General features: G+C 55.8%; 20 protein-coding genes and 2 pseudogenes. 18 read left to right on the top strand and 4 right to left on the bottom strand.

The window, feature by feature from the left end:
• Nucleotides 1-66: 66 nt before the first annotated feature.
• Nucleotides 67-652: pseudogene (locus PSAB_RS21195) on the bottom strand (maltose acetyltransferase domain-containing protein).
• A gap of 26 nt (nt 653-678) precedes the next feature.
• Nucleotides 679-1,667: pseudogene (locus tag PSAB_RS21190) on the bottom strand (ROK family protein).
• A 141-nt stretch (nt 1,668-1,808) separates the two neighbouring features.
• Here PSAB_RS21190 and PSAB_RS21185 point away from each other — a divergent pair.
• From PSAB_RS21185 to PSAB_RS21165, 5 genes are all read left to right on the top strand, one after another.
• Nucleotides 1,809-3,155 (top strand): RNA-guided endonuclease TnpB family protein, encoded by a 1,347-nt coding sequence (locus tag PSAB_RS21185; protein WP_025336575.1) that lies wholly within the window; start codon nt 1,809-1,811, stop codon nt 3,153-3,155.
• A 489-nt stretch (nt 3,156-3,644) separates the two neighbouring features.
• Nucleotides 3,645-4,136 (top strand): NUDIX hydrolase, encoded by a 492-nt coding sequence (locus PSAB_RS21180; protein WP_025336574.1) that lies wholly within the window; start codon nt 3,645-3,647, stop codon nt 4,134-4,136.
• A gap of 173 nt (nt 4,137-4,309) precedes the next feature.
• The gene (locus tag PSAB_RS21175; protein ID WP_025336573.1) at nt 4,310-4,657 is read left to right on the top strand and encodes a hypothetical protein; all 348 of its coding nucleotides are present in this window, start codon (nt 4,310-4,312) and stop codon (nt 4,655-4,657) included.
• 116 nt (nt 4,658-4,773) lie between these two features.
• Nucleotides 4,774-5,400: a hypothetical protein gene (locus PSAB_RS24765; RefSeq protein ID WP_025336572.1), complete on the top strand. Its 627-nt coding sequence runs from the start codon at nt 4,774-4,776 to the stop codon at nt 5,398-5,400.
• A 189-nt stretch (nt 5,401-5,589) separates the two neighbouring features.
• Nucleotides 5,590-6,618, top strand: a complete 1,029-nt coding sequence (locus PSAB_RS21165) for an NADH:flavin oxidoreductase/NADH oxidase (RefSeq protein ID WP_025336571.1) — start codon at nt 5,590-5,592, stop codon at nt 6,616-6,618.
• Nucleotides 6,619-6,720: 102 nt separating this feature from the next.
• On the opposite strand, the gene PSAB_RS21160 is transcribed toward PSAB_RS21165, so the two are convergent.
• Both PSAB_RS21160 and PSAB_RS21155 read right to left on the bottom strand, forming a co-directional pair.
• On the bottom strand, nt 6,721-7,938 hold the full coding sequence (locus PSAB_RS21160) for an N-acetylmuramoyl-L-alanine amidase family protein (RefSeq protein WP_051529800.1): 1,218 nt from the start codon (nt 7,936-7,938) through the stop codon (nt 6,721-6,723).
• 173 nt (nt 7,939-8,111) lie between these two features.
• Nucleotides 8,112-9,206, bottom strand: a complete 1,095-nt coding sequence (locus PSAB_RS21155; RefSeq protein WP_025336569.1) for an LLM class flavin-dependent oxidoreductase — start codon at nt 9,204-9,206, stop codon at nt 8,112-8,114.
• 186 nt (nt 9,207-9,392) lie between these two features.
• Here PSAB_RS21155 and PSAB_RS21150 point away from each other — a divergent pair, with 186 nt between their 5' ends.
• From PSAB_RS21150 to PSAB_RS21090, 13 genes are all read left to right on the top strand, one after another.
• Nucleotides 9,393-10,166 carry a Cof-type HAD-IIB family hydrolase gene (locus tag PSAB_RS21150; RefSeq protein ID WP_025336568.1) on the top strand — a complete coding sequence of 258 codons (774 nt, stop codon included), beginning with the start codon at nt 9,393-9,395 and terminating at the stop codon, nt 10,164-10,166.
• 18 nt (nt 10,167-10,184) lie between these two features.
• Nucleotides 10,185-11,048, top strand: coding sequence for a fumarylacetoacetate hydrolase family protein (locus PSAB_RS21145; RefSeq protein WP_025336567.1), 864 nt, complete (start codon nt 10,185-10,187; stop codon nt 11,046-11,048).
• 196 nt (nt 11,049-11,244) lie between these two features.
• On the top strand, nt 11,245-12,180 hold the full coding sequence (locus PSAB_RS21140; protein WP_025336566.1) for an aminoglycoside phosphotransferase family protein: 936 nt from the start codon (nt 11,245-11,247) through the stop codon (nt 12,178-12,180).
• 355 nt (nt 12,181-12,535) lie between these two features.
• Nucleotides 12,536-13,750, top strand: coding sequence for a methionine adenosyltransferase (gene metK, locus PSAB_RS21135; RefSeq protein WP_025336565.1), 1,215 nt, complete (start codon nt 12,536-12,538; stop codon nt 13,748-13,750).
• 65 nt (nt 13,751-13,815) lie between these two features.
• Entirely contained in the window at nt 13,816-14,682 is an 867-nt protein-coding gene (locus tag PSAB_RS21130; protein WP_025336564.1) for a nucleotide-binding protein, read from the top strand.
• An 11-nt stretch (nt 14,683-14,693) separates the two neighbouring features.
• On the top strand, nt 14,694-16,106 hold the full coding sequence (locus tag PSAB_RS21125; RefSeq protein WP_025336563.1) for a nitrogenase component 1: 1,413 nt from the start codon (nt 14,694-14,696) through the stop codon (nt 16,104-16,106).
• 1 nt (nt 16,107) lies between these two features.
• The gene (locus PSAB_RS21120) at nt 16,108-17,508 is read left to right on the top strand and encodes a nitrogenase component 1 (protein ID WP_025336562.1); all 1,401 of its coding nucleotides are present in this window, start codon (nt 16,108-16,110) and stop codon (nt 17,506-17,508) included.
• Nucleotides 17,459-18,703: a radical SAM protein gene (locus PSAB_RS21115; protein ID WP_025336561.1), complete on the top strand. Its 1,245-nt coding sequence runs from the start codon at nt 17,459-17,461 to the stop codon at nt 18,701-18,703. Before PSAB_RS21120 ends, PSAB_RS21115 begins: the two co-directional genes overlap by 50 nt.
• A 306-nt stretch (nt 18,704-19,009) precedes the next feature.
• Nucleotides 19,010-19,786 carry an ABC transporter ATP-binding protein gene (locus PSAB_RS21110; RefSeq protein ID WP_025336560.1) on the top strand — a complete coding sequence of 259 codons (777 nt, stop codon included), beginning with the start codon at nt 19,010-19,012 and terminating at the stop codon, nt 19,784-19,786.
• Nucleotides 19,787-19,853: 67 nt separating this feature from the next.
• Nucleotides 19,854-20,651, top strand: a complete 798-nt coding sequence (locus tag PSAB_RS21105) for an ABC transporter permease (RefSeq protein ID WP_025336559.1) — start codon at nt 19,854-19,856, stop codon at nt 20,649-20,651.
• A gap of 18 nt (nt 20,652-20,669) precedes the next feature.
• Nucleotides 20,670-21,554: an ABC transporter permease gene (locus PSAB_RS21100; RefSeq protein ID WP_084266587.1), complete on the top strand. Its 885-nt coding sequence runs from the start codon at nt 20,670-20,672 to the stop codon at nt 21,552-21,554.
• Between the two features lie 39 nt (nt 21,555-21,593).
• Nucleotides 21,594-23,201, top strand: a complete 1,608-nt coding sequence (locus PSAB_RS21095) for an FAD-dependent oxidoreductase (protein ID WP_025336557.1) — start codon at nt 21,594-21,596, stop codon at nt 23,199-23,201.
• Entirely contained in the window at nt 23,198-23,530 is a 333-nt protein-coding gene (locus PSAB_RS21090; RefSeq protein WP_025336556.1) for a 4Fe-4S dicluster domain-containing protein, read from the top strand. Before PSAB_RS21095 ends, PSAB_RS21090 begins: the two co-directional genes overlap by 4 nt.
• Nucleotides 23,531-23,576: the final 46 nt, after the last annotated feature.

Genomic DNA, 23,576 nt, shown 5'->3' with positions numbered 1-23,576 from the left:
ATCATCATAATGGCTAGAGTTTACTCTAGGTCAAGGAGGTATTTAGTCGGATTTATAACTTTGGAATTAACCCTCATTTTCCTGGCCATTGTCAATTTGCTTGATGACCTTAGCAGGGTTGCCACCAACGACTGCGTTATCAGGGACATCCTTGGTAACAACCGCTCCTGAAGCAATAACCGCGTTATAGCCTATCTTTACGCCCGGGTTGATAACCGCCCGCCCGCCAATCCATACGTTGTGGCCAATCGTGACCGGCTTGCCGAATTCCGCTCCGGAGATTCTATCCTTAGCCTCTAAAGGATGCGTCGCGGTATAGATATGAACGCCGGGAGCAAGGAAGCAGTTGTCGCCTATACGAATTTCACACACGCCCTAGAAGCACGCAATCGAAGTTCGCATAGAAGTTCTCACCGACATGGATGTTATAGCCGTAATCGCAGCGAAACGACGGCTCGATGTAGCCGTTTTTTCCCGTTGAGCCGAACAGCTCTCTTAGAAGCTCTATTCTTCGTTCATCCTCTGTTTCAAGCGATTGATTGAACAGCCGTGTCAACCGGCGTGCGTTCAAACGATCCTTCACCAGCTCCGGATCGGCGGCCAGGTAAAGCTCACCGCTTAGCATCTTTTCTTTTTCGGTTTTTGTTTGCATCAGGATATTCCTTTCCAAGATATTCGTTATCTTTTTTCAATGACTTGCAGCCGGTAGGTTAAGCTTTCCAAGGTCGCCGTCACAATGCCTTTCATATATTCCCGGTGTGTATCGTTCTGAATGAACACCTGCGGCATATGCTCTTCCGGAATGTCTTTCATGCAGCCTTTATAAAGTTCATCCAGCTGAGTCTCGCGGGGAAGTTCGCCTGTAATCGCAATAGTTATCGGATTGATAATGGCAATGATCGAGGTTAGCGTATTTACAGCCAATCGGACAAAGCCTTCATCAGTATTCAACTGCCGCAGCTGCTCCTCGCGTGAAATTCCAAATGGCAAAAAAGAAACTTCCCCACCGAATTTCGTATTACCGGACAAGATTTGCCCGTCCACGATAAAACCGGCACCGGGAAAATGGTTTTAGGAAACGAAACGACGGCAAAAGTCTTTTCTTCTTCGAAGTTTTGTAAATGGTAGAAACCGTAGACCGTCATGTTCATATCATTTTCGATGGTGACGGACAGTTCGTATTTTTCTTCAAAATAGGGTCCTAACGGTTTGCCTGCAAGGTCCGGAATATCGCAAACGCCGACTACTCCCTGGTGGACGACACCGGGTATTCCAATGCCGATTGCCTGTACATTATGGTTTTCGCCTACGAGCTCTCCGATAAGCTTATCAATCACATCAACGTCGATATGCTGCAGCTGCAGAGTGGACTCTTTGAGGGTTTCACCGACCAAATTCACGATACTGTAGCTGATCGAGTGGAGGCCGCCATCGGTCTTTACAAGCAAACATACGACGCAGCCAAATTCAGCGTTATACTTATACTGTTTGGCGGGCCTGCCGCCGCTCGGTCCTTCCGAATCGGTCTCGATCACTTCGCCGGCAGCGACAAGTTCGTTCAATATGGTACCGCATGTGGCAACGCTTAGCCTGGTCAGGCTTGCAATCGAAGCTTTGGTTCCGATGCCCTGCGCTTTTAACGCATTTTTCACCAGTTCTACGTTCATTTTTTTGACTTGAACAGACTTAGTGTCGCAGTCCCCCACCTCTAGCCAACAGCGAAGGTGGGGGTTAGACACGCCCGCTTTACCAAACATACGTTCCCGTGTTATGCTTGATCCATCAAACATGCGATGGAGGCGTATCTCATGAAGGTGGTCAAAACACTCAAACATCCGATTATATCTCACCACCGCATGCTGGATGCGACTCTCCATGTATACCAAGAGGCGCTGTCGTTTTTGATTACGGTCATTCAAGAGCAGTTTATGTCCTTGGCATCGTTATCCACCCAAGCGGTGGTGACGGCGGTAGAACGGCTGACTCATCGCACCAGACACAACCCGGATCCACTCTACGCCGAATTCGATCAACGCTTTTATAAATTTCCTTCGTACTTCCGCAGAAGTGCTATTGCCGAAGCGTTTGGCATTGTGAAAAGTCATCATTCCCGTTTTCAGCTTTGGCAAGCCGAGCGGCAACACGCCCAGCAAGAAGGGAAATGCTTTTCGAAGAAACCTCCGATACTCCAAGCCCAGCATCAAGCGTTCCCTTGCTTGTACAAAGGAAATATGTTCATTCGAACCTCTGATACGACAGCCAACATCAAGGTGTTTCATCAAGGTGATTGGGTATGGCTCCCCATTACCTTTAAAGGGCAGGATCTATTTAAACGTAACGTGTGGAGCATGAAAGAATGCAACCCCACATTGGTTCGGAAAGGAAAACGCTATGCCCTTCATATCGCCTATGAGGGGGATGTGAAGCTGACTCAGGCGAAACCTTCCAAGCAGCGGGTGTGTGCCGTTGATTTGGGGTTAACGAATTCAGCAGTCTGTTCCGTGATGGACGCAAGCGGCACTGTCTTGGCGAGGACCTTTATCAACCAAGCCAAAGAGAAAGACCGGATGCGCCAAATCACAGGCAAACTGAAACAAGCCCAGCGACAATCCGGTAGAGGGGCAAAACCGAATTTCTGGCGGCGGATGAACGGCTTACAGACGCATATCGTCCACGATACCGCGCATCAAATCCTCGCCTTTGCCCACAAGCACCGCGCAGAGGTCATTGTCATGGAGTATTTAGGCAAGATGCGTCTGCCTAAAGGAACATGGGGAGCCAAGCGGTTTCGTGCCAAACTCCAGTTTTGGGCGAAACGGCGCATCCAAACGAAAGTGACCGAAATGGCTCATTTCTTGGGGATGCGGGTTTCCATGGTCAACTCTGCAAATACAAGTGCGCTTGCTTTTGACGGTAGTGGGTTTGTACAACGCAACACAAAGCGTGATGTTGCTGTATTCGCAACAGGCAAAACGTATCACGCGGACCTCAATGCCTCGTATAACATCGGCGCACGATACGTGCTACGCAGTATACAAAAATCCACATCTGAAAAGACGTGGTTGTCCTTGGAGGCCAAAGACCCTTCATTGGAAAAACGAACGTATTGGACGTTGGCTTCCCTCATTCGGGTGCAACAGGCACTGAGTCTTTAGATCATGAAGCTCGCAGCGTGTGCAACCCTGTATCGATGCCAACAGAAGCCCCCACTTCAAGCGTAAACTAAGTGGGGGAGAGTTCACTCGTATTATGCGTAACAGGCTGCATGTCCTCACTCTTTTCATAATACTTTTTAAAACAGTTTTAATAACGGGGGTATAACGTTCCTAGATCCTTAAGTCGATATTAGGTTATCTTGCATGCATGCCATGCGGCATAGGGCGGCGTGAAGTACGATGCTATATAAGATGAACTTGAAAAATGTAATCAGAACAAGGAGTAACGAAGGGGAAGTTTGGAACTGTAGGAGCGATAGCGATCGCCTTTGTCTCCGGATTTCACCCGCGGATAGCGGTTTAATTAAGAAATCTAGGGACAACAGCGGCCGGAAGTCCAAACGTTCCTCGTAGTTGCGAATGGTATCTGATGGGAAAATCTTAAGTTCAGCTTATATAGTATAAAAAGTAAACCCGAGGGGAGAAAACATGACCACATCCAAAACTGTACTGGTCGTCAGCGTCTCGATCTTTCGTGAGGACGGCAAGGTGCTGGTGATCAAGGAAAATAAACCGTCCATACGGGATAAGTGGAACTTTCCATCCGGCCGGATCGAACCGGGAGAAGCTATTCCGGACGCCGCGCGCCGGGAAGTGAAGGAGGAAACCGGGTACGAGATCAGACTTACATCGGCGACGGGGATCTATCATTTTGTCAGCAGCTTGGGCGATCCCGTCATTTTGTTTCATTTTATCGGGGAAATTACCGGCGGCTCGCTCCAACTGGAAGAAAACATTGGTATAGACAGCAGATGGGCCGCTGTATCGGAAATATTGGAATGGAACCCCAGTGAATGGCGGGACGCCGGAGTTATCTTACAAATCGTCAACAACCTTATAGCGGGCAACGAGTATCCAGTGGCTCTGTATCATCCGAAATTATGCGGGGATGGATACTATCACTTGGGGGACGGCTTATGAAATAGGATAAGGACTCTGAATTAATTTTCGGATCATCTTGTATAGGCGTTCCCCGCACATGCGCTAAATCACATCATCATTTTCAGAAATACGATAAAATTTTCATAAAAATTGCTGGTTTTTGGTGGATTCCAAAATGGCGAAAGAAGAGATATTCAAGAGGAGGCAGCTTGATGATTAATGCAGAGACGCTTGCAGGTTATTATGAGAAGAAGGGCAGATTGCAGCAAAATTTTCTGACCAAACAGTTCCAGGCCGATCTTCCCCAGTTTTCGACACATGAAGAGGCAGCCGGCTGGTTCAAAGCGCTGTTCGGAGACGACTTTATTTTTGTAGAGAAGATGAAAGCCGCCAACGAAGCGGAATTCTACTACCTGTACGACATCATTCATGACCGCGAGAGATGGGAACGCAGAGAACGGGATATTAGAGAGAAGGGTTTTGCGAACGGATTGGGCATGCTGCTGTGCGCCCAGCGGGTCGATATTTATGAAGACGGCTCGGTAGAACTTGCATTTTAAAAAAATGGCCAAGCCCATTTCGGACAATCAACCGGTCGATGTACACTCGTGCATGGCTGGTTTTTGTTTGTTTGTCAGTGTTAAGATAGGATAAAAAAAAGTAGGGGTCATTATCTATGAAAATACTTCAAAGCATAGCTGTTGCTGGGATCAGTGTGTTATTGCTGGCCTCTGCCGGCTGCGGGAACCGGAAAGCTGGAGCCCCGGGACCCGGGGCAGAGGAGACTCCGGCTGTCGCGGCTGGGGAATCGGCAGCTCCGTCAAGCGAGGCATCCGGGTCCTTGGCGAGTCCAAGCGGTGCGCCGGACGCCAGCCCGGCTCCATCCGCTGCCGCACCGGCACCCTCGGCAAGCGCACCGGCGTCTCCAGACAAAGGGGCGTCAGGCGGGACGAGCGGCTCCGCGGCCCATGAAGACAAGGAAGTATGGGCTGCGGTCGATAAGGCGCTTGAGAGCGAGAACTATAGCTCCATTATCAAGATTTTCGAACAAGTGTCCAAACCAAGCGAAGATCTTACGGCGATGTACAACCTTGCCCAGTACAACATTTACGGACAGGACGGAGACGATGAGAAGTCGCTGGAATACTTGTACAAGATTCCGGCCGGCTATCAGGGAAGACACGCGGACCTGGTCGACTATTGGAAATTCCTTCATGAATCTTATGTCCAGGGCCGAACGGACAACATCACTTTTGAAGAATATAAGCAGAAATACTATCATTCCGGCAAAAGCACACACTAGCGCGGGAAGAGGGGGAGGAACGCAGTCTTCCTCCTGCCTTCTTCCTAAACCTCTTTACCCCGCGATTCACACTCCTAGCCTTATTCGGACTAGAGAAAAGAATGATTGCTGGTTCGCAAGTTGACTTTCGCTGCCTGCATGCGATACCATATGCATGAACATGCATTTTGCATATAAGGAGCGATTCCATTGATCGATTTATTTACTCCGTACAAAATTAAAGGACTTGAGCTCAAGAACCGGATTGTTCTGCCACCGATGTGCCAGTATTCGGTAACGAACAAAGACGGGATTGCTAATGAATGGCATCATACCCACTATGTCAGCCGGGCGGTTGGCGGGACGGGCCTCATTATTATCGAGATGGCCGATGTCGAGCCCGACGGCCGGATTACAGATTATGATCTCGGGCTGTGGTCTGATGAACAAATTCCGGCGCTTGCCCGCATAGTGGAGGACAGCCACCGGTATGGCGCAAAGGTCGGCATTCAAATTGCCCACGCTGGCCGCAAGGCTCAAGACGCGGCGATTCCCGTCTCCTCGTCGCCGGTTCCGTTCGATGAGCAGTCGAAGACGCCGCGCGAGCTGACGACTGAGGAAGTGAAAGAGATGGTAGAGAAGTTCCGGCTGGCGGCGCGCCGCGCGGTGCAGGCAGGCTTCGATACCATTGAGCTGCATGGCGCTCACGGATATTTGATCCACCAGTTCACCTCTCCGCTGACTAACCGGAGAGAGGACGAGTACGGGACGGATCTGACGAAATTCGGCCGTGAAGTCATCGCCGCGGTCAAGGGCGAAATGCCGGAAGACATGCCGCTCATTCTGCGTATTTCCGCTCAGGAGTACGTCGAAGGCGGTTATGGCATTAAGGAAAGCCTGGAATTCAGCAAGGCGTTCAAGGAAGCGGGCGTAGACATCTTCCATATCAGCGCCGGCGGGGAAGGGCCAATCACTGCAGCCGGCCGCCCGGGCACGCATGCCGCATACCAGGTGCCGCTTGCAAGAGCCATCAAGGAGGGCTTGGACGTTCCGGTCATCGCGGTCGGCCGTCTGGACGATCCCGCGCTTGCCAACGCGGTTGTCGGCAACGAAGACGCGGATCTGATTGCCGTTGGACGCGGCATGCTGAAGAACCCTTACTGGCCGCTTGCGGCTGCAGCCGAGCTGCGTAAGGAGACGGAAATTCCCAGACAGTACGAGCGCGGATTCGCTATCTGATGCGTTCGGCCCCTCAAGCCGTTCGTGTCAGGCAGCCCGCATAATCAAAACCCCGTTTCAAGATCATCTCTTGGAACGGGGCTTTTGTGTAAGTATGAAGTTCTAATTTGAAAAATAGTCGGCAATGCCTTTCGCGATGGCCTTTGCCGCTTTTTTCTGGTACGACGTCCTGCGGACGAGGGATTCATCGCCCGGGCTTGTGAGGAAGCCCAGTTCGACCAGGGCCGCAGGCGTTTCGTTCTCCCTCAGAATGTGATAATCGCCGAAGGATACCCCGTTGCTCTTCAGGCCGATGCCATCGCCCAGACGATGCTCGATGGAGCGGGCCAGCATCAGGTCATCGGACTCAGAGTAGAAGAACGTCAGCGTGCCCGATATCTTTTTGGGGGAGGAATTGTAATGCACGCTGATAAAAGCGTCCGCCGAGACCGCCGGGGCCAGCCGCGCCCGGCTGGACAGCGAAGGCCGCTGATCGCCCCGGGTACGCGTCATGGTCACATCCGCGCCGGCCGCCGTCAGGTAATCCCGTAGATACAGCGCTGTCTGCAGGTTGAGGTCCTTCTCCATCGTGCCGAAGGTCGTGCCGATCATCCCCGGATCGTCTCCGCCATGGCCCGGATCAACGACAATCCGCTTGCCGCGAAGGCCGGCCGACGCTGACCTGCTGGCGTTTACCGGGCGTAGCCCGGCAGCGGACGCCGATGAGCCGGCGGTAACGTACGGCTCCGCAATCCAGCCGGCGGCTCCGCTTGCGGTCCGTATGCTTAGCCAGCCGGACCGGCGGGAGAGAACGGTCACGACATCGCGGGCTTTAAGCGATCCAACGGCTTCATAGCCGGTTCCGGGACCGCTGCGGATGCGCAGCGAGTCGGCCGTAACCGTCGCCGTGGAACGGCCGCTGCCGGCCGCAAGCGTCTTCGGCGCTGTGGCGGATGTCCGCCCGGAGGCCACTGAACCGCCAGCCTTCTTCAGGTAATATCCGGCGACCCAGCCGGTCATATTTCCGGCTGAAATGCGGGCCCAGCCATGCTGCTCCTTGGTCACGGTGACGAGCGATCCGCCTTTGACCGATCCTTTGACCGCCGCTCCGTTGGCCGGTTCGCTGCGGACATTCAGAGAGGTAGCGTACACCTTGGCGGTGTAGCTGTCCGCCCGGACCGTGTACGAGCTCAGGGCGAGGCCGAGAATCGTTACGGACATCCCGGCGGCCAGCCAGGCAAGCCGCTTCAGCGCAGCGAACCCGCTGCGCTTATCGGAGCGATTGCCTCTGTCCCACTTGTCCGGGCCGGACCCGGGAAAACTATGTATATGCTTGTTCATATTTAGCCTCGCTTTATGATGAAGTTCCTGTTGATCTTTACCCTTTACCCGTCCCGGGGCAAAAGAAAACCCAAAGTTCGCCAAATTGATGCCAGCGTCTTAAAGAAGCGGGCCTAAGGGATCAGCCGAAATCCTGCCGCCGGGAGAGCCAGTCGTTAAGTGTGGGACGGGAATCAGGATGTACCGTTCTTGCGGGCGATTTCCCGGCGGACAACAGGCGCGACTTCCGACGCAAGGAGCTCGATGGCGGAGGCGACTTTGGAAAATGGCATGCCGCCGACATCCATTTGGGCCATAAAGCGGGTATGTCCGAACAGCTCATGCTGGTAAAGAATTTTCTCGATGATCTGCTGCGGACTTCCAACTGCCAGCGCTTCATCAGGCCGCGTGTACACTTCGAAATCCTCGCGTGTGAACCGGAACTCCTTTCCGGGCCGGGCCATGAAGCCGTTCAGATAGTTGAGATAATATGGGTAAAAATCGTCAAGCGCCTGCCCCGAGGTCTTGGCGACATATCCGTGACTGGTGACGGCTACCTTGAGATTCTTCTGCGGATGGCCGGCTGCGGCTCCCGCCTGGCGGTACAGGTCAGCCAGATGCCGGAACCGCTCCGGGCTGCCGGAAAGGATGGCGATCGCCATACCGGATCCAAGCTGTCCGGCTCTTTCCGCACTGGCCGGCGTGCCGCCGACGCCGATCCAGAGCGGAAGCTTCGCCTGCAGGGGACGGGGCGAAATTTCGGCGTCCTTCAGCGGCGGGCGGAAGGTGCCCTTCCAGTTCGCGATCTCCTGGTCGCCAAGCTGCTGAAGGAGATTGAGGTTCTCCGCGAACAGCTGCTGATAGTCGTTCAGGTCATAGCCGAATAGAGGAAAGGATTCGGTAAATGCACCGCGTCCGGCCATAATTTCGGCGCGCCCGTCCGACAGCAGGTCCAGGGTGGCGAAATCCTCGAACAGCCGCACCGGATCGAGGGTGCCGAGGACCATGGTTGTGCTGGACAGCTTGATCCGGCTCGTTACCTGCGAAATTGCGGCAAGCACGACGGGGACCGAGGAGACGGCAAAATCCAGCCGGTGATGCTCCCCTACGCCGAACACGTCGAGTCCGGCCTCGTCCGCCAGCTTGGCGGCGGCTACAATATCCTGAAGGCGGCGGTGCTGGCTTACGGTTTGTCCCGATACGGGATCGGCGACGATATCTCCGAGCGTATACACCCCGAATTCAAAGCTGCTTTCGGGCAGCACCGGTTCATGGTTGGGATTGGTCATGAAAAAAAGCTCCTTTTTCCGGGTCTGTGAACATGAATGGTTTTGATTATTATACCAGTTTCCGGGCGGGGCGCCGCAAGTTTCTTGCCCGCCGCAAATAAATCGTGATAAGTTTAGGAGGCGAAAGAAGCGGAGAAAAAAACGCCGGAAATAGAAGTAACGGCGAATGGATGGGAGCAGGAGCAGATGGCCTATAAAATTGTATTTTTCGATATCGACGGAACGTTGGTGAACGAGGAGAAGGAGATTCCGGCGGATACGCTTGAGGCCGTTTCCAGGCTAAAGGAAAACGGTGTGGAGCCGGTTATCGCCACGGGGCGCGCGCCTTATTTTATCAAGCCTTTGCTAAACAAGCTGGGTATTGACTCCTATGTATGCCTGAACGGGGCCTATGTCGTGTATAAAGGCAAGACCTTGCACAAGCAGCCTTTGGCCAAGGAAACGATCCAGGCGCTGATTGACCTGGCGGGCCGGCATAAGCATTCGCTGGTGTTCCAGGGCGAGCATACCTATTACGCGGACAGCGAGAACCACCCGTACATAACCGAATCCGTGAATACGCTTAAAGTGGAGCATCCGGGCTTTGACCCCGGCTTCTGGAAAAGCAACGAGATTTACCAGATGTTCCTCCACTGCGAGAGCCATGAGGAAGCCTTATATGAAGAGCTGCTGTCCCGTCTTCGGCTGATTCGCTGGCATCCTCTCGCTATGGACGTGCTTCCGCCGGGAAGCTCCAAGGCGAAGGGGATCGAGGCGATGCTGGACACGCTGGGCATCAGCCGCGAGGAGTCGGTTGCGTTTGGCGACGGCTTGAACGATAAGGAGATGCTGGAGTCAGCCGGGCTGGGCATCGCCATGGGGAACTCGCATGAAGAACTGATCCCCTATGCCGATTACGTGACCGACCATGTAGACGAAGGCGGCATTTATAACGGACTGGTCAAAGCCGGTTTGATTTAACAGGGGGAGGGGTTAGCTATGAAGCTGCTTCAATTTATCAAGGACGGACAGGTAAAACTTGGTGTGAAGACAGAACAAGGCATTATGGATGTGGAATTAACGGCCCGCGGCAGCGGGCTTGAGGCTCCCGTTCTAATGGAAGATGTGATTAGGGACAGCGAGGCGGTCGTTCCTCTGCTTCAGGATCTTGTTCGCGGCAATTCGGTGTGGCTGAAGGAAGAGGAAATTGTGTATGCGCCTTGCGTTACGCGTCCCCAAAAAATCATTTGCGTCGGATTAAACTACCGAAGCCATGCGGAGGAGTCGGGGCTGGATACACCCTCGTTTCCGGTGCTGTTCAGCAAATTCAATAACAGTCTGGCCGCCCACCGGGAGACGATTGCCCTGCCGCGCGGCGCGTCGCAGATCGACTACGAAGCGGAGCTTGTGCTGGTCATCGGAAAGCGGACGTCCGGGGTGACGAAGGAGGAGGCGCTTTCCTGCGTGTTCGGCTATGCGATCGGCAATGATCTGACCGCGAGAGAGTTGCAGTTCCGCACAGGCCAGTGGCTGCTTGGCAAATCGCTGGACGGGTTTGCTCCGGTCGGTCCTTCCGTTGTTACGGCCGATGAAGTCGATCCCGGCAGCCTGGACATCGAGTGCCGGGTGAACGGAGAGCTGCGCCAGTCTGCGAATACGCGGGACATGATCTTCGGCTGCGCGGAGCTGATCAGCTATATTTCGGAATATATGACGCTGGAACCGGGGGATCTGATCTTCACCGGCACGCCGGAAGGCGTGATTCTCGGGAAGCCGAAGGCAGATCAGACGTGGCTGCGTTCCGGGGATGAGCTGACGGTTAGCATCGAGGGATTGGGCACGCTGGAGAACCGGCTGGAGTAGATTTGAGTATCGGTATTCGAAGAAGGCTAGCGCTCCGGCGTCTTACCATCCGTACTGCATCTGCGGCGGCAGTTTCATTGCCGGGAGTGGTTTTCTTTTGGGCTACTAACGGAATAAAGCTTTAACGAGGTTAATCTTTTACGGCCTGTATAGTTTGGATTCCATTCGATTCTCCATAAGAACAGGGGAGATAACCATGCACAATGGATACTCGGGTCGCCTGCCGGAGCGGGCGCTGGAATGGATCGCGGGAGTGGGGAGCCGGCCCGTCGGCGTTAGGGAAATCCGGCTTCTTCCGGGCAGCACGTCTTCCGCTTTATATCAGGTGCGGTTAGAGAACGGCGCGCAATCGCAGGATGCGGTAATTCGCTTGTACGACAATGAGCAATGGCTGAGCCAGGAGCCCTGTTTGGCCGCCCATGAATCGGATGCGCTTGCCCGGTCCGGTCTGGGCCGGGTGCCTTCACCAAAGCTGCTGGGCGCGGATCTGGACGGCGGCGCTTGCGGTCTTCCGGCCGTGCTCATGACGATGCTGCCCGGAGAAGTCATTCTGAAGCCGCTGGATATGCAGAGCTGGCTGGAGGGACTGGCGAAAGCGCTGGCGGAGGTGCATGCCGTTCCGGCCGGCGATTTTCCCTGGACGTATTTCTCATATACCGATATCGATGCTCTGAAGCCGCCCGCCTGGACCGGGCGCCGGGATGGCTGGGCCGAAGCGGTGAGCTTCGTCAAGAATAACCGGCCGGAGTATGAGCCGCGTTTTATCCACCGCGATTACCATCCGGCCAACGTGCTGTGGCAGGGAGACACCGTCAGCGGGATCGTAGACTGGCCGAACGCATGCCTGGGACCGGCGGGAGCCGATGTGGGGCACTGCCGGCTGAATTTGGCGCAGCTGTATGGCGTGGAGGCGGCGGACGCTTTTTTGCAGGCATATCTTGATTATGCGGGAGACACGTTCAGCTATCATCCTTACTGGGATCTGCTGTCCCTGTTCGACGGTCTGGGAGAAGGCCCTCCGCAGGTGTACGGGGGTTGGGCGGCGTTTGGGATAACCGATTTGACCAGCCGGATCGTGACGGAGCGGATCGAACGCTACCAGGCGAGCTTGATAAAGCGATTGGGCGGATAAATGAACAGTGAAGAAAGTATGGAGGACATGCCGGTTTCCGGCTGCAACAGGCCTTTCCCTGGTTGACAGGGGAGGGCTTATTTTGGGTTCTGGGCAACCCGAAAGCAGCGCAAATTGTGTAAATTATCTTATTGACAAACTTTCCCGGGCACATTTAATATATGTATTAATCCTATAAACTTAGTAGGAAAAGTTGACCGGATCACCGGAGGCTCTGCAGAACGGCGCTGTGCTCTTTTTGGGTACTGCTGCTGTCATCTTCAGAGCCTTTCTTTGTTTGCTCCGGGTTTAGAGTGAGTCTGCTGCCTGCTGTTGATAAGTGTGAATAATATCACAATGAAAAGAGGTAAAAGCAATGACAAAGTACCTGTTTACATCGGAGTCCGTCACGGAAGGGCATCCGGATAAAATTTGCGACCAAATATCGGACGCCGTACTGGACTCGATCTTAGAGCAGGATCCAGACGGGAGAGTGGCCTGCGAGGTGGCGGTGACTACGGGGCTCGTCCTCATTGCCGGTGAAATCTCGACCTCGGCGAATGTCAATATTCCCGCGATCGCCCGCGAAACGATCGTGCAGATCGGCTACAACCATTCCGACCTCGGCTTTGACGGCAACTCCTGCGGTATTATCAGCTCACTCGACGAACAATCGGCCGATATTGCCAGAGGCGTGGACAACGCGCTGGAAACCAGAGAGATCGAGAATGGCGGCGAGATCGGAGCGGGCGATCAGGGGCTGATGTTCGGCTATGCCACGGATGAGACGCCGGAGCTGTTCCCGCTGCCGATTTCCCTTGCCCATCGCCTGGCCAGAAAGCTGACGGAAGCGAGAAAGAGCGGATTGCTGCCTTATCTGCGGCCGGACGGCAAGACGCAGGTAACGGTTGAATATGAAGATGACCGGGCCGTCCGGGTGGATACCATTGTCGTCTCGACGCAGCATGCCCCGGAAATCGGACTGGATCAGATTTGGAAGGATATTGTTCAGCATGTGGTGGAGCCTACGGTTCCGGAAAATCTGCTGGACGAGAATACCAAATATTATATTAATCCGACGGGACGTTTCGTTGTCGGCGGGCCAAACGGCGACGCCGGACTGACCGGCAGAAAGATCATCGTCGACACTTACGGCGGCTACGCCCGGCATGGCGGGGGCGCGTTCAGCGGAAAGGACCCGACGAAGGTGGACCGGAGCGCAGCTTACGCCGCCCGTTATGTAGCCAAAAATATCGTGGCGGCCGGTCTGGCCCGCAGAGCGGAAATTCAGCTCGCCTACGCCATCGGCGTGGCCAGCCCGGTATCCGTAACGGTGAACAGCTTCGGCACCGGAATCATATCCGACGACCGGATCTCGGAAATCGTGAAGGATACGTTCGATCTGAGACCGGGTGCCATTATCAAGGCGCTTGATCTCAAACGGCCGATCTACAGAAAGACGGCGGCTTATGGACATTTTGGAAGAAGCGATCTGAATTTGCCGTGGGAGCGTACGGATAAAGCGGAGACATTGAAAGCCGCAGCCGCGAAATTGACGGTTCAGGCAGTGGAAACCTCTTCCGCGAAATAATCACAGATCTGAAGCCGGAGCAGCAGCCGGCAGACAAGAGGATATGCAGACAGGAGGATAAAAAAATGGCTAAAAGGACCAAGCATATTGCAATCTACGGGAAGGGCGGCATTGGAAAATCGACGACCACATCCAACATCAGTGCCGCTCTCGCGGAAGCGGGTCACCGGGTAATCCAGATCGGATGCGATCCCAAGAGCGATTCCACCAATACGCTGAGAGGCGGCGACTATCTGCCTACGGTAATCGACAGCCTGCGAGACAGCGCCAATGTGAAGCTGCAGGACGTGTCCGCGGTTGGCTTCAAGGGCGTGCTCTGCATTGAGGCGGGCGGTCCGGTTCCGGGCGTCGGCTGCGCAGGGCGCGGCATCAACGCAGCCGTGGGCCTGCTGCAGGAGCTGAATGTCTTTGAGGAATACGAGGCTGATTATGTGCTGTACGATGTCTTGGGAGACGTGGTATGCGGCGGCTTCGCCGTACCGATCCGCGATGGCATTACCGACAGAGCTTATGTCGTCAGCTCCTCGGACTTCATGGCGATCTACGCCGCCAATAATCTGTTCAAGGCGATCGGCAAATACGCTCCATCCGGAGGAGCAAGGCTCGGCGGCATTATCGGGAACAGTATTTTGCCCGGGTATCCCGAGTCGCTAATTACGGATTTCGCGAGCCGGACGGGCGCATCGGTTGCAGGCTTCGTTCCCCGTTCGCCGGTAGTCGCCCAGAGCGAGCTGTACGGCAAAACCGTGATCGAAGCGAATCCCGGCTCCGAACAAGCCGATGTTTACCGGAAGCTGGCCGCGTATGTGGCGGAGAATGAGAACTTGTCCGTTCCAAGCCCGCTGAATGTCACCGATCTTCGTGACTGGGCCAGAAGCTGGGGAGATGCCATCAATCAGGAGGCGGCTTCCTTCTCTGCCGCTGGGCGCTGAGGAGACGAACCATGAACGAAATCAGACAACGGCTTCCCCGGACGAGGGAAAAACGCAGAGGGGTGCTTACCGCTTTCTACGGCGACAGCGCCGCTTTGGCGGATGAACTGGAGAAGGAAGAGACGAGACAACGAATCCGCACCTATTCGGAAACAGGAGACGACGAGGTGATAGGCGCAATCCGGCTTCTTGGCCGCATTCGCGGCAGCGTCACCATTATTCACAGTCCGCCGGGGTGCGGCGCGATCAAGCTTGAAGATGAGCTCAGGGCTGGAGGCAGCCCCTGGCTGATTACAAACATTGAAGAGAACGACTCAATTCTGGGGGCAGACGACAAGCTTAGGGAAGCGGTCGATCGGGCGTACCGGACCTGGCGTCCCGAGATCATTTTCATCCTGGCAACGCCGGTCGTAGCCATTAACAATGACGATATCCAGTCTGCCGCGACGGAGAAGGAGGATCAGTATGGCATTCCGGTAGTCCCGGTATATGCCGCGGGCTTCCGCTCCAAAACGGCCGTGTACGGGTATGATTTGGTGTTCCATGCGCTGGCCAAGTACGTATTGAAAAAAGATCCCGATGCGCTCCCTCTTCCGGCCGTTAACCTGATCGGCACAGCGGGAACGAAGACAAGTCATATTATCCGAGACTTGGACGGAGCGGGGATTTCGTATAACAACCTGTCTGGGAGTCTAACGATTGCAGCGCTGCAGCAATCGCTGAACGCCTTCGCCTCCATAGCCATAGATAAGGACGATTCCCGTTTCCTGCTGGAATGGCTGGAAGAGGCCCACGGGATCGTTCACCTGGAGGAAACGGCTCCGATTGGCCTTGCCGGAACGGAGCGGTGGCTGCTGGCCGCCGCCAGATCCGCAGGTGCCGCCGACTCTGCCGAACAGGCCCGCACTTATATCGAAGAGGCTAAAGCTGCGGCGGTTACAGCCTTGGAGTGGCACCGGCTGGACGGTGCCTCCGTCTTTATCGATCTTCCTCCAGAGCAAGCATTCGGAGTAGCCGAACTCGTGGAAGAGCTGGGCGGACAAGTGGCTGCTTTAAGTTTGACTCACGCCGACAGCTCGCATGTCGCAAGACTACGGGAATGGGCCGGCCGGAGTAATCCGCAGGTATTCATCCAGCAGGGGCAGCCTTTCGAGAAAGTCAACGCGCTGGGGAAATTAAAGCCCGATCTTTATATCGGGCGCGGTGAAGCGGCCGTATGGGCGGCCAGAGCGGGAATCGCGGCGGCGGCCGTCGATTCCGTGGACGTGTACGGCTTCGGGGGCGTTCAAGAGCTGCCCCCGCTTTTGGTCAAAGCGCTGCGCAACCCGTCGCTCAGCCGCTATTTAAGCGGCGGAAGCTCCTCTTACCGGGCGGGCTGGCTGAGCAAAAGCGTCAACTGGCATATCAAGCAGGAGGTGAAATAGGATGGGAGAGACAACGGCGGGAAACCGGAACAGCTGCATGCTGCATGGAGCTGTTCAGACGATCAAGTCGATAGAGGGCGCTGTCCCGATCATCCATTCCACTCTGGGCTGCGGCGTGCAGCAGTATGCCGGAGTCAGCAGCCTTAGCGGCGGCGGAGGGTCCGGCTACACGGGTGGCCTCGGTCTTCCTTCAACCAATTTTCTGGAAAGACAGGTTGTGTTCGGCGGAAGCTCAAGGCTTAGGGAACAGCTCAAAAATGCGGTGAAAATTAAGGAAGGCGACTTCTACGTGGTGCTGACCGGGTGTACGCCTGAGCTGGTCGGCGACGATGTCCCGGCGATGACCAAGGAGCTGCAGGAGCAGCAGTACAAAGCGATTCACGTCAGTACCCCCGGGTTTAAAGGAAGCGTCCATAACGGATATACGGCGGCGGTAACCGGCATACTGCGCCAATTCGACAAGCTGGCCGAGCCCTCTGGCAGCAAGAACGGCCGTCTGGTGAATCTGTTCGGCATCATTCCAGAGCAGGATGTATTCTGGCGCGGAAATCTGAAAGGTCTCAAGGACAGCCTGGAGGGCATCGGCGCAGCCGTAAATGTGTTGTTTGGGCCGGATGCGGACAAGGGAGAGTGGGCAACCCTTTTTGATGCGGCACTCAATGTTTCTTTCTCCCCGCACAGTCTTCCAATCTGCGAGTGGCTGGAAAGAAACGCGGGCATTCCTTACGTTCACTTCGACGGATATCCGGTAGGCGTCCTGCAGACGGGAGAATGGCTGCGCTGCATCGGGAAGCAGCTGGAACTGGAGCAGGAGGCGGTAGAGGCATGGATCAGTCTCAAGGAACAGAAGGAGCGGCACTACATTCTGCATTTTCTGGACGCATACTACAAGTACGGCTTTCAGAAAAAATTCGCCCTGGTCGGCGAGAGCGCATCCGTGCTCGGCATAGCCCGTTTTCTGACCGATCCGCTCGGCCTGCTGCCTTCCCTGATCGTCCTTACCGACGACATTCCGGAGCCGTCCCGCAGCACCATTATCCGTCAGTGGGAGGAATGGCAGCCGGGTTCGGAAGCTGAAATTGTATTTGAGAGCGACGCCAAGACCATTGAGGAACTGGTGCTGTACAAGGAGATTGAGCTGCTGCTCGGAAGCTCGATTGAGCGCCGCGCGGCGGAGCGAACAGGCATCCCGTTCGTTCCGGTATCGTTTCCGGTTTCGGACCGGATCGTGCTGACGAAAGGATACGCCGGCTTTGACGGCGTGTTCACGCTGCTGGAGGATTTGGGCAGCGGTATTCTGGGTGCGGATTCAGGACATTTGCCATATCAAACGGGTGCGGGGAGTGAACAGAATGAGCAGGGAGCAAGTCAGAAGCCAGCTTTATCAGGAATTAAAAATTAAAAATGAAGTGAATATCGAGGGAGTGGCGGCCGATCCGGCCATATTCCGCAATCTCGATCTGGGCGGAGAGATTCAGGAGCAGGTTCATTTATGCTTCGAAATGGACCACGAGACCCACGAGGGCTTCGACCTGCCCACCGGCTACACCACGCCCGGAGGTCTGCGGGTCGCCTTTCACTGGGACAGCAGATCGGACTTCCGGATTGTCCTTGACGGCGGCGAGTACGTGCTTACGCATAAAGGCAAAGAGCTGTTTCCCGTATCGTTCGACAAACGCCCCAAATATTATGGGTTGAACGCGTCCGACGGCACGCCATTCTCGCGGATTGCCGGGTACTCTCCGGGGTATACGGGGGGCGGAACGGTTTCCATTGCCTACAGCAATGAATGCTCGCTTAAGGAAAAGGGACAGGACTGCCTGTTCTGTAACATCAACGCGACCAAGGATACGTACTCGGAAATTCAGGGCATCAAATGGAAAAATCCGAAGCAAATCGGGGAAGCGGTAGCGGCCGCCTACCGGCTGGACGGGGTCACGCATACGAACCTGACCGGAGGCTTTGTGCCCGAGCGGCGGGAGGTCGATTATTACATCGACGTCGCCGAAGCAATTCAGGAGAGCACCGGCCTTCAGGATTTCAACGGCACCGCCGTTATCGGCGCGCCGCTGGATCTTGACATTATCGACCGTTACAAGGAAGCGGGCTTCCGCACGCTGGCGATGAATCTGGAGATGTGGGACCCGGCCTTCTACGCGGCCATTCTTCCGGGCAAGGTGGCGGAATGCGGCGGCCGGGAGCACTGGATCAAAGCGATAGAGTACGCGGCCAAGGTATTCGGCAAAGGCAAGGTCAGATCCGGCTTTGTTGCGGGCATCGAACCGAAGAAAGCGACGCTTGCGGGTGTGGAGTACTTCGCTTCCATCGGCGTGCTGTCCCTGACCGGGGCCTGGACGCCGAACCCCGGATCGGCGCTGGAAGGTCACCGGACCCCGCGCGCGGAATGGCATCTGGATATGGCTTATAAATGCCATGAGATTTTTAAGAGATATGGCTTTACTTACAAGGATTACTTCGATATCGCGCCAAGCCCGAATTTCCTGATTCACGATTTGTTCGCGATCGACGAGGAGCTTGTTCCCGCGTTTGGCGAGTATGCCGGAGTGAACGGGAAAGAGAGCGATCGGATAGCATAGCGGTGAACCAACTTTAGAAGAGGACTGCCTGATCAGGATCGGGCGGTCTTTTTCAAAATATAAGATTAATAAGCCGAGCGCTTTTGGCCGCTGTCGCGAATTTTATTTTTTTCGTTGACAGCCTCTTAAATTGGTGATACCTTAATAATCACAAATCGCATAAAAATACTATGAATTAAATCACAGTATGCCGACTGTTCATACAGAGGTGTTGCGTCCTGGAAGGCGCGATACCTCTGTTTTTTTTGTGCAAATTGGTTGTTAAGCTGTACGTTCATGCGGGTTCAATAGAAAAGGAGGAACGGTATGGGACAAACGCTGCTGGACATTTCCAATCTGAACAAGACGTTCGAAACCGCAGGCGGTCCGGTGCAGGCGCTGCATAATGTCGAGCTTCATGTGGAAGAAGGGGAATTTATTACCGTGATCGGTCCAAGCGGCTGCGGCAAAAGCACACTGCTGCGTATCGTCGCCGGTTTGGACGGGGGTTATAGCGGGACGGTGACGCTGGGAGGGGCGAGGATTGACGGTCCGGGCATTGACAAGGGGTTTATTTTTCAGGAGCATCGCCTCTTTCCCTGGCTGACCGTGGAGAAGAATATCGCTTCCGACCTGTCGCTGCGCGATCCCGGAGTTCGCAAGAAGGTGGATGAGCTGATCGAGCTGGTGAAGCTGAAGGGCTTTGAAAAGTCGTATCCCCGCGAACTGTCCGGCGGCATGGCCCAGCGGGTGGCGATTGCCCGGGCGCTCCTGCGTAATCCGAAAATTCTTCTGCTCGACGAGCCGTTCGGCGCGCTTGACGCGTTTACCCGGGCGCATATGCAGTCGGTTCTGCTGGATATCTGGCGGACCAACCGGACGACGATGATCTTTGTGACCCACGATATCGACGAGGCGGTCTTTCTGGGCAACCGGGTGGTCATTCTGGAACCGCGGCCCGGTAAAATCCGAAAAATCGTCCGCATCGATCTTCCGTATCCAAGGAAGAAAGCGACCGCGTCTTTTCAAGAGCTGCGGCTGAAGGTGCTCAGCGAGTTCGAAAAGGTGGAAGAGCTGGAGTTGACCGACGGAGCAGGGATTTGACCGGCCTTATATCCGATTTAATTGATTGGAATTATATATTTTGTTTGAAGAGAAGGAGGGAATGATCATGAGCAACCGTGCCGCCGCCATTGAAGCCGCAGGCAAGCCCGCAAGAGGGGCGCAGGTCCTGCTCGGTCTGCTGCTGCCGGTAACCGTTCTGGCGCTGTGGCAGGCGCTGGGGCATTACGGCTTGATCTCGGACCTGCTGTTTCCGACGCCGTATACGATAGCCGTCTCTTTTGCTTCGCTTGCGGCCTCGGGGGATTTATGGAGCAATCTCCTGGTCAGCGCCGTTCGGGTCCTGCTCGGTTTTTTGCTCGGCGGGGGGCTTGGGCTTACGCTTGGGATTCTGGTCGGACTGTTCAGACGCTCGGAGAAACTGCTTGATCCTTCGCTGCAGATGATCCGGATGATTCCAAGCCTCGCGGTAGTCCCGCTGTTCATCCTCTGGTTCGGCATTGGGGAGGAGTCGAAGGTGCTGCTGATTGCCAAAGCCGCGTTCTTCCCGCTCTATATTAACACCTTCATGGGAATTCGCGGTGTGGATAACAAGCTGTTCGAGGTGTCCCGGGTGCTTGGCTTCAGCAGAACGAAGCAGATTTTCAAGCTCGTGCTCCCGGGAGCGGTGCCGCATATTATGCTTGGCGCCCGCCTGTCGGCCGGACTGTCCTGGCTCGGTCTGGTCGTTGCGGAGCTGATTGCGTCCACCTCGGGGATCGGCTATATGATGTCGGACGCCCGCCAGTTTGCCGATACGCCGGTGGTATTCGTCGGGATTATCATCTTTGCAGTCTGCGGTCTGCTAAGCGATACGGCCATGCGTCTGATTGAACATCGGCTGCTCCGCTGGAAAGCAAGCTTATAGCGGGATAGAAAGGAGAGAATGAGAGTGAGTGAAGGAGCCAAAGTTATTGCCCAGCCCGGAACGGGCGTGAGGAAAGGAAGAAGCAGGCTCAAAGCGGTGCGCAGAACAGCGGCGGCATCCCGCCGGCCGGTTTCCTGGAAGCCGTATCTATCTGACCTCGGGGCCGGCGCGATACTGCCGGTACTGACGGTTGCGCTTTGGCAGACCGCCGGAAGCGCCGGCTGGGTATCGCCCGAATTTTTGCCGACACCGCTTACCATCGTCCGCTCTTTTGCCCGCCTGGCGGTATCGGGCGAGCTTGCGCATCATCTCGGGGTCAGCCTTGAACGGGCGCTCCTCGGCTTTCTGATCGGCGGAGCAGCGGGCCTGCTGCTTGGCATCCTGACGGGCCTGTTCCGCAGGGCCGAATATTTGCTTGACCCGAGCGTTCAGGTGCTGCGCCTCGTTCCCCATCTGGCGATTGCCCCACTGATCATCCTTTGGTTCGGCTTCGGGGAAGTGTCCAAAGTGGCCATTATCATCAGCGGCTCTTTTTTTCCGCTTTACCTCAATACCTTTATGGGCATCCGGCATGTCGACCATAAGCTGCTGGAGGTCGGAAGGGTGCTTGGCTTCAGCCCGTACCAGCGGCTGCGGCGGCTTATCCTTCCCGGGGCGCTGCCGAATATTCTTCTGGGCCTGCGCTTGTCGCTGGCGGTGGCCTGGATCAGCCTGGTCGTTGCCGAACTGATCGGCTCGCAGTCGGGAGTCGGCTTCCTTATTAATGAAGCGAAGCAGAACTCAAGTACGGATATTATCTTTGTCGGGATTCTCATTTTCGCCTTCGTCGGCAAGCTGATTGATTCGATTTTCCGGGTGCTGGAGCGCAGGTTTTTATTCTGGCGGGACAGCTTCCGGGGATAAATCTATTCCACAACCAAGATTTCGGAGGAGGTAACAGCAATGAATGAAACGGTAAAAAAGGGTTCACTGGAGTTAAAAGCGGATGTGCTCGTAATTGGTGGAGGTCCGGCCGGCACTTGGGCCGCGCTGACCGCTTCGGCCAAAGGGGCCAAGGTTGTGCTGGCCGACAAAGGCTATTGCGGCTCCAGCGGAGCTACCGCTCCGTCCGGTACGGGCGTCTGGTATGTGGAGCCTGATAAGGAGCTTCGCGAGAAAGCGAAGGCAAGCCGTTTCATTCTGGGCGGCAGTCTGGCGGAGAACAGCTGGATGGACCGGGTGCTTCAGCGGACGTATGAGAATATGAACCGGCTCAGCTTGTCGGGATACCCATTCCCGGTGGATGAATTCGGCAATCCCCACCGCCGCAGTCTGCAGGGGCCGGAATATATGAGGCTGATGCGCAAGCTGGTGAAAAAGGCGGGCGTTACCATTCTCGACCACAGCCCGGCGCTGGAGCTGCTGGCGGACGGGCACGGCGTAGCCGGCGCATCCGGCGTGCAGACGCAAAGCGGGGAACCGTGGAGGGTCATCGCCGGAGCGGTTGTAATCGCAACCGGGGGCTGCGCGTTCCTGAGCAAGGCGCTAGGCTGCAACGTGCTGACCGGAGACGGGCTTCTGCTCGCCGCCGAGGCGGGCGCTGCGATGTCGGGGATGGAGTTCTCCAACGCCTACGCCATCTGCCCGACATTCTCCTCCGTAACCAAGACGGCGTATTACAGTTATGCCAGCTTTTATTATGAGGACGGAACTGTTGTGGAAGGTGCGGGTTCCAAGAAAGGGCGCTCCGTCATTGCCCGGAATCTCTTGGCGGGGCGAAAGGTCTTCGCCCGGCTGGATCAGGCGCCAGAGGATTTGCAGCCCCTTCTGCGGGTGGCGCAGACGAATTTCTTCCTGCCCTTTGACCGGCTCGGCATCAATCCGTTCAAAGACGCCTTCCCTGTAACGCTTCGGCTGGAAGGCACCGTCCGCGGCACCGGTGGCATCCGGATTACGGATGAGTCTTGCGGGACGGGCGTGCCCGGGCTCTACGCCGCCGGGGATGCCGCAACCCGCGAGCTGATCTGCGGTGGCTTCACCGGCGGCGGCAGCCACAATGCCGCCTGGGCCATGTCCTCCGGCTCCTTCGCCGGAGAGGGAGCCGCCGGCTATGCGCTGAGCCTTGGCCGGCATGCAGCGGGACGCGCGCCGGTCGGACTTTCCTCCTCCGAGCTGACGGACAAGAAAGCGAAGCCCGCAGCAGGCTCGCGGGCACAGGAATACACCGCTGCCGTTCAGGCGGAGGTTGCGCCTTATGACATCAATATGTTCCGAACCGGGGAACGCCTGGAGGCTTCCCTCGGACGGCTCGACCGGCTGTGGAAAGAGCAGCGCGGTCAGGAAGTGGAGCTCACTGCCGAAGGCGTGAAGCTTCGGGAAACGGCGGCCATGACAGCGACGGCCCGCTGGATGTACTCCTCAGCGCTCGCCCGGACGGAAACAAGGGGCATGCATAAACGCGAGGACCACAAAGGAATCGATGACAACCAGCATTACCGGTTAATCAGCGGCGGATTGGATACCGTCTGGGTGAAGCCCGAGTTTTCGGCAAAGGAGCGTGTACTGTCGTGATTGAAGTCATCAGTGCGGACCGGTGCGTCGGCTGCAATCAATGCGTGTCGGTCTGCCCGACCAACGTGTTCGATCAGTCAGGCGGCAAGGTTCCTGTCATTGCAAGGCAAAGCGATTGCCAGACCTGCTTTATGTGCGAGCTGTACTGCCCGGTGGATGCCCTGTATGTAGCGCCGGATTCGGAAGCTGCGACAGGCATTACGGAAACGGAGGTTGCGGAGCAGGGGCTTCTTGGCGGGTACCGGGAGAAAGTGGGCTGGGGAAGAGGAAGAACGCCTGTAGCCAGCCATAGCTATATGGTTCAGTTATCGCAACGGGCAGCATTCTAGCTGCTCAAGGCTCGCAGGAGCAAATACCTACTATAAGGGGAGAATA

Origin of the sequence: Paenibacillus sabinae T27 (assembly GCF_000612505.1) — a bacterium.
GTDB classification, from domain to species: Bacteria; Bacillota; Bacilli; order Paenibacillales; family Paenibacillaceae; genus Paenibacillus_AQ; species Paenibacillus_AQ sabinae.
This window is presented reverse-complemented; position numbering and strand designations above follow the sequence as displayed.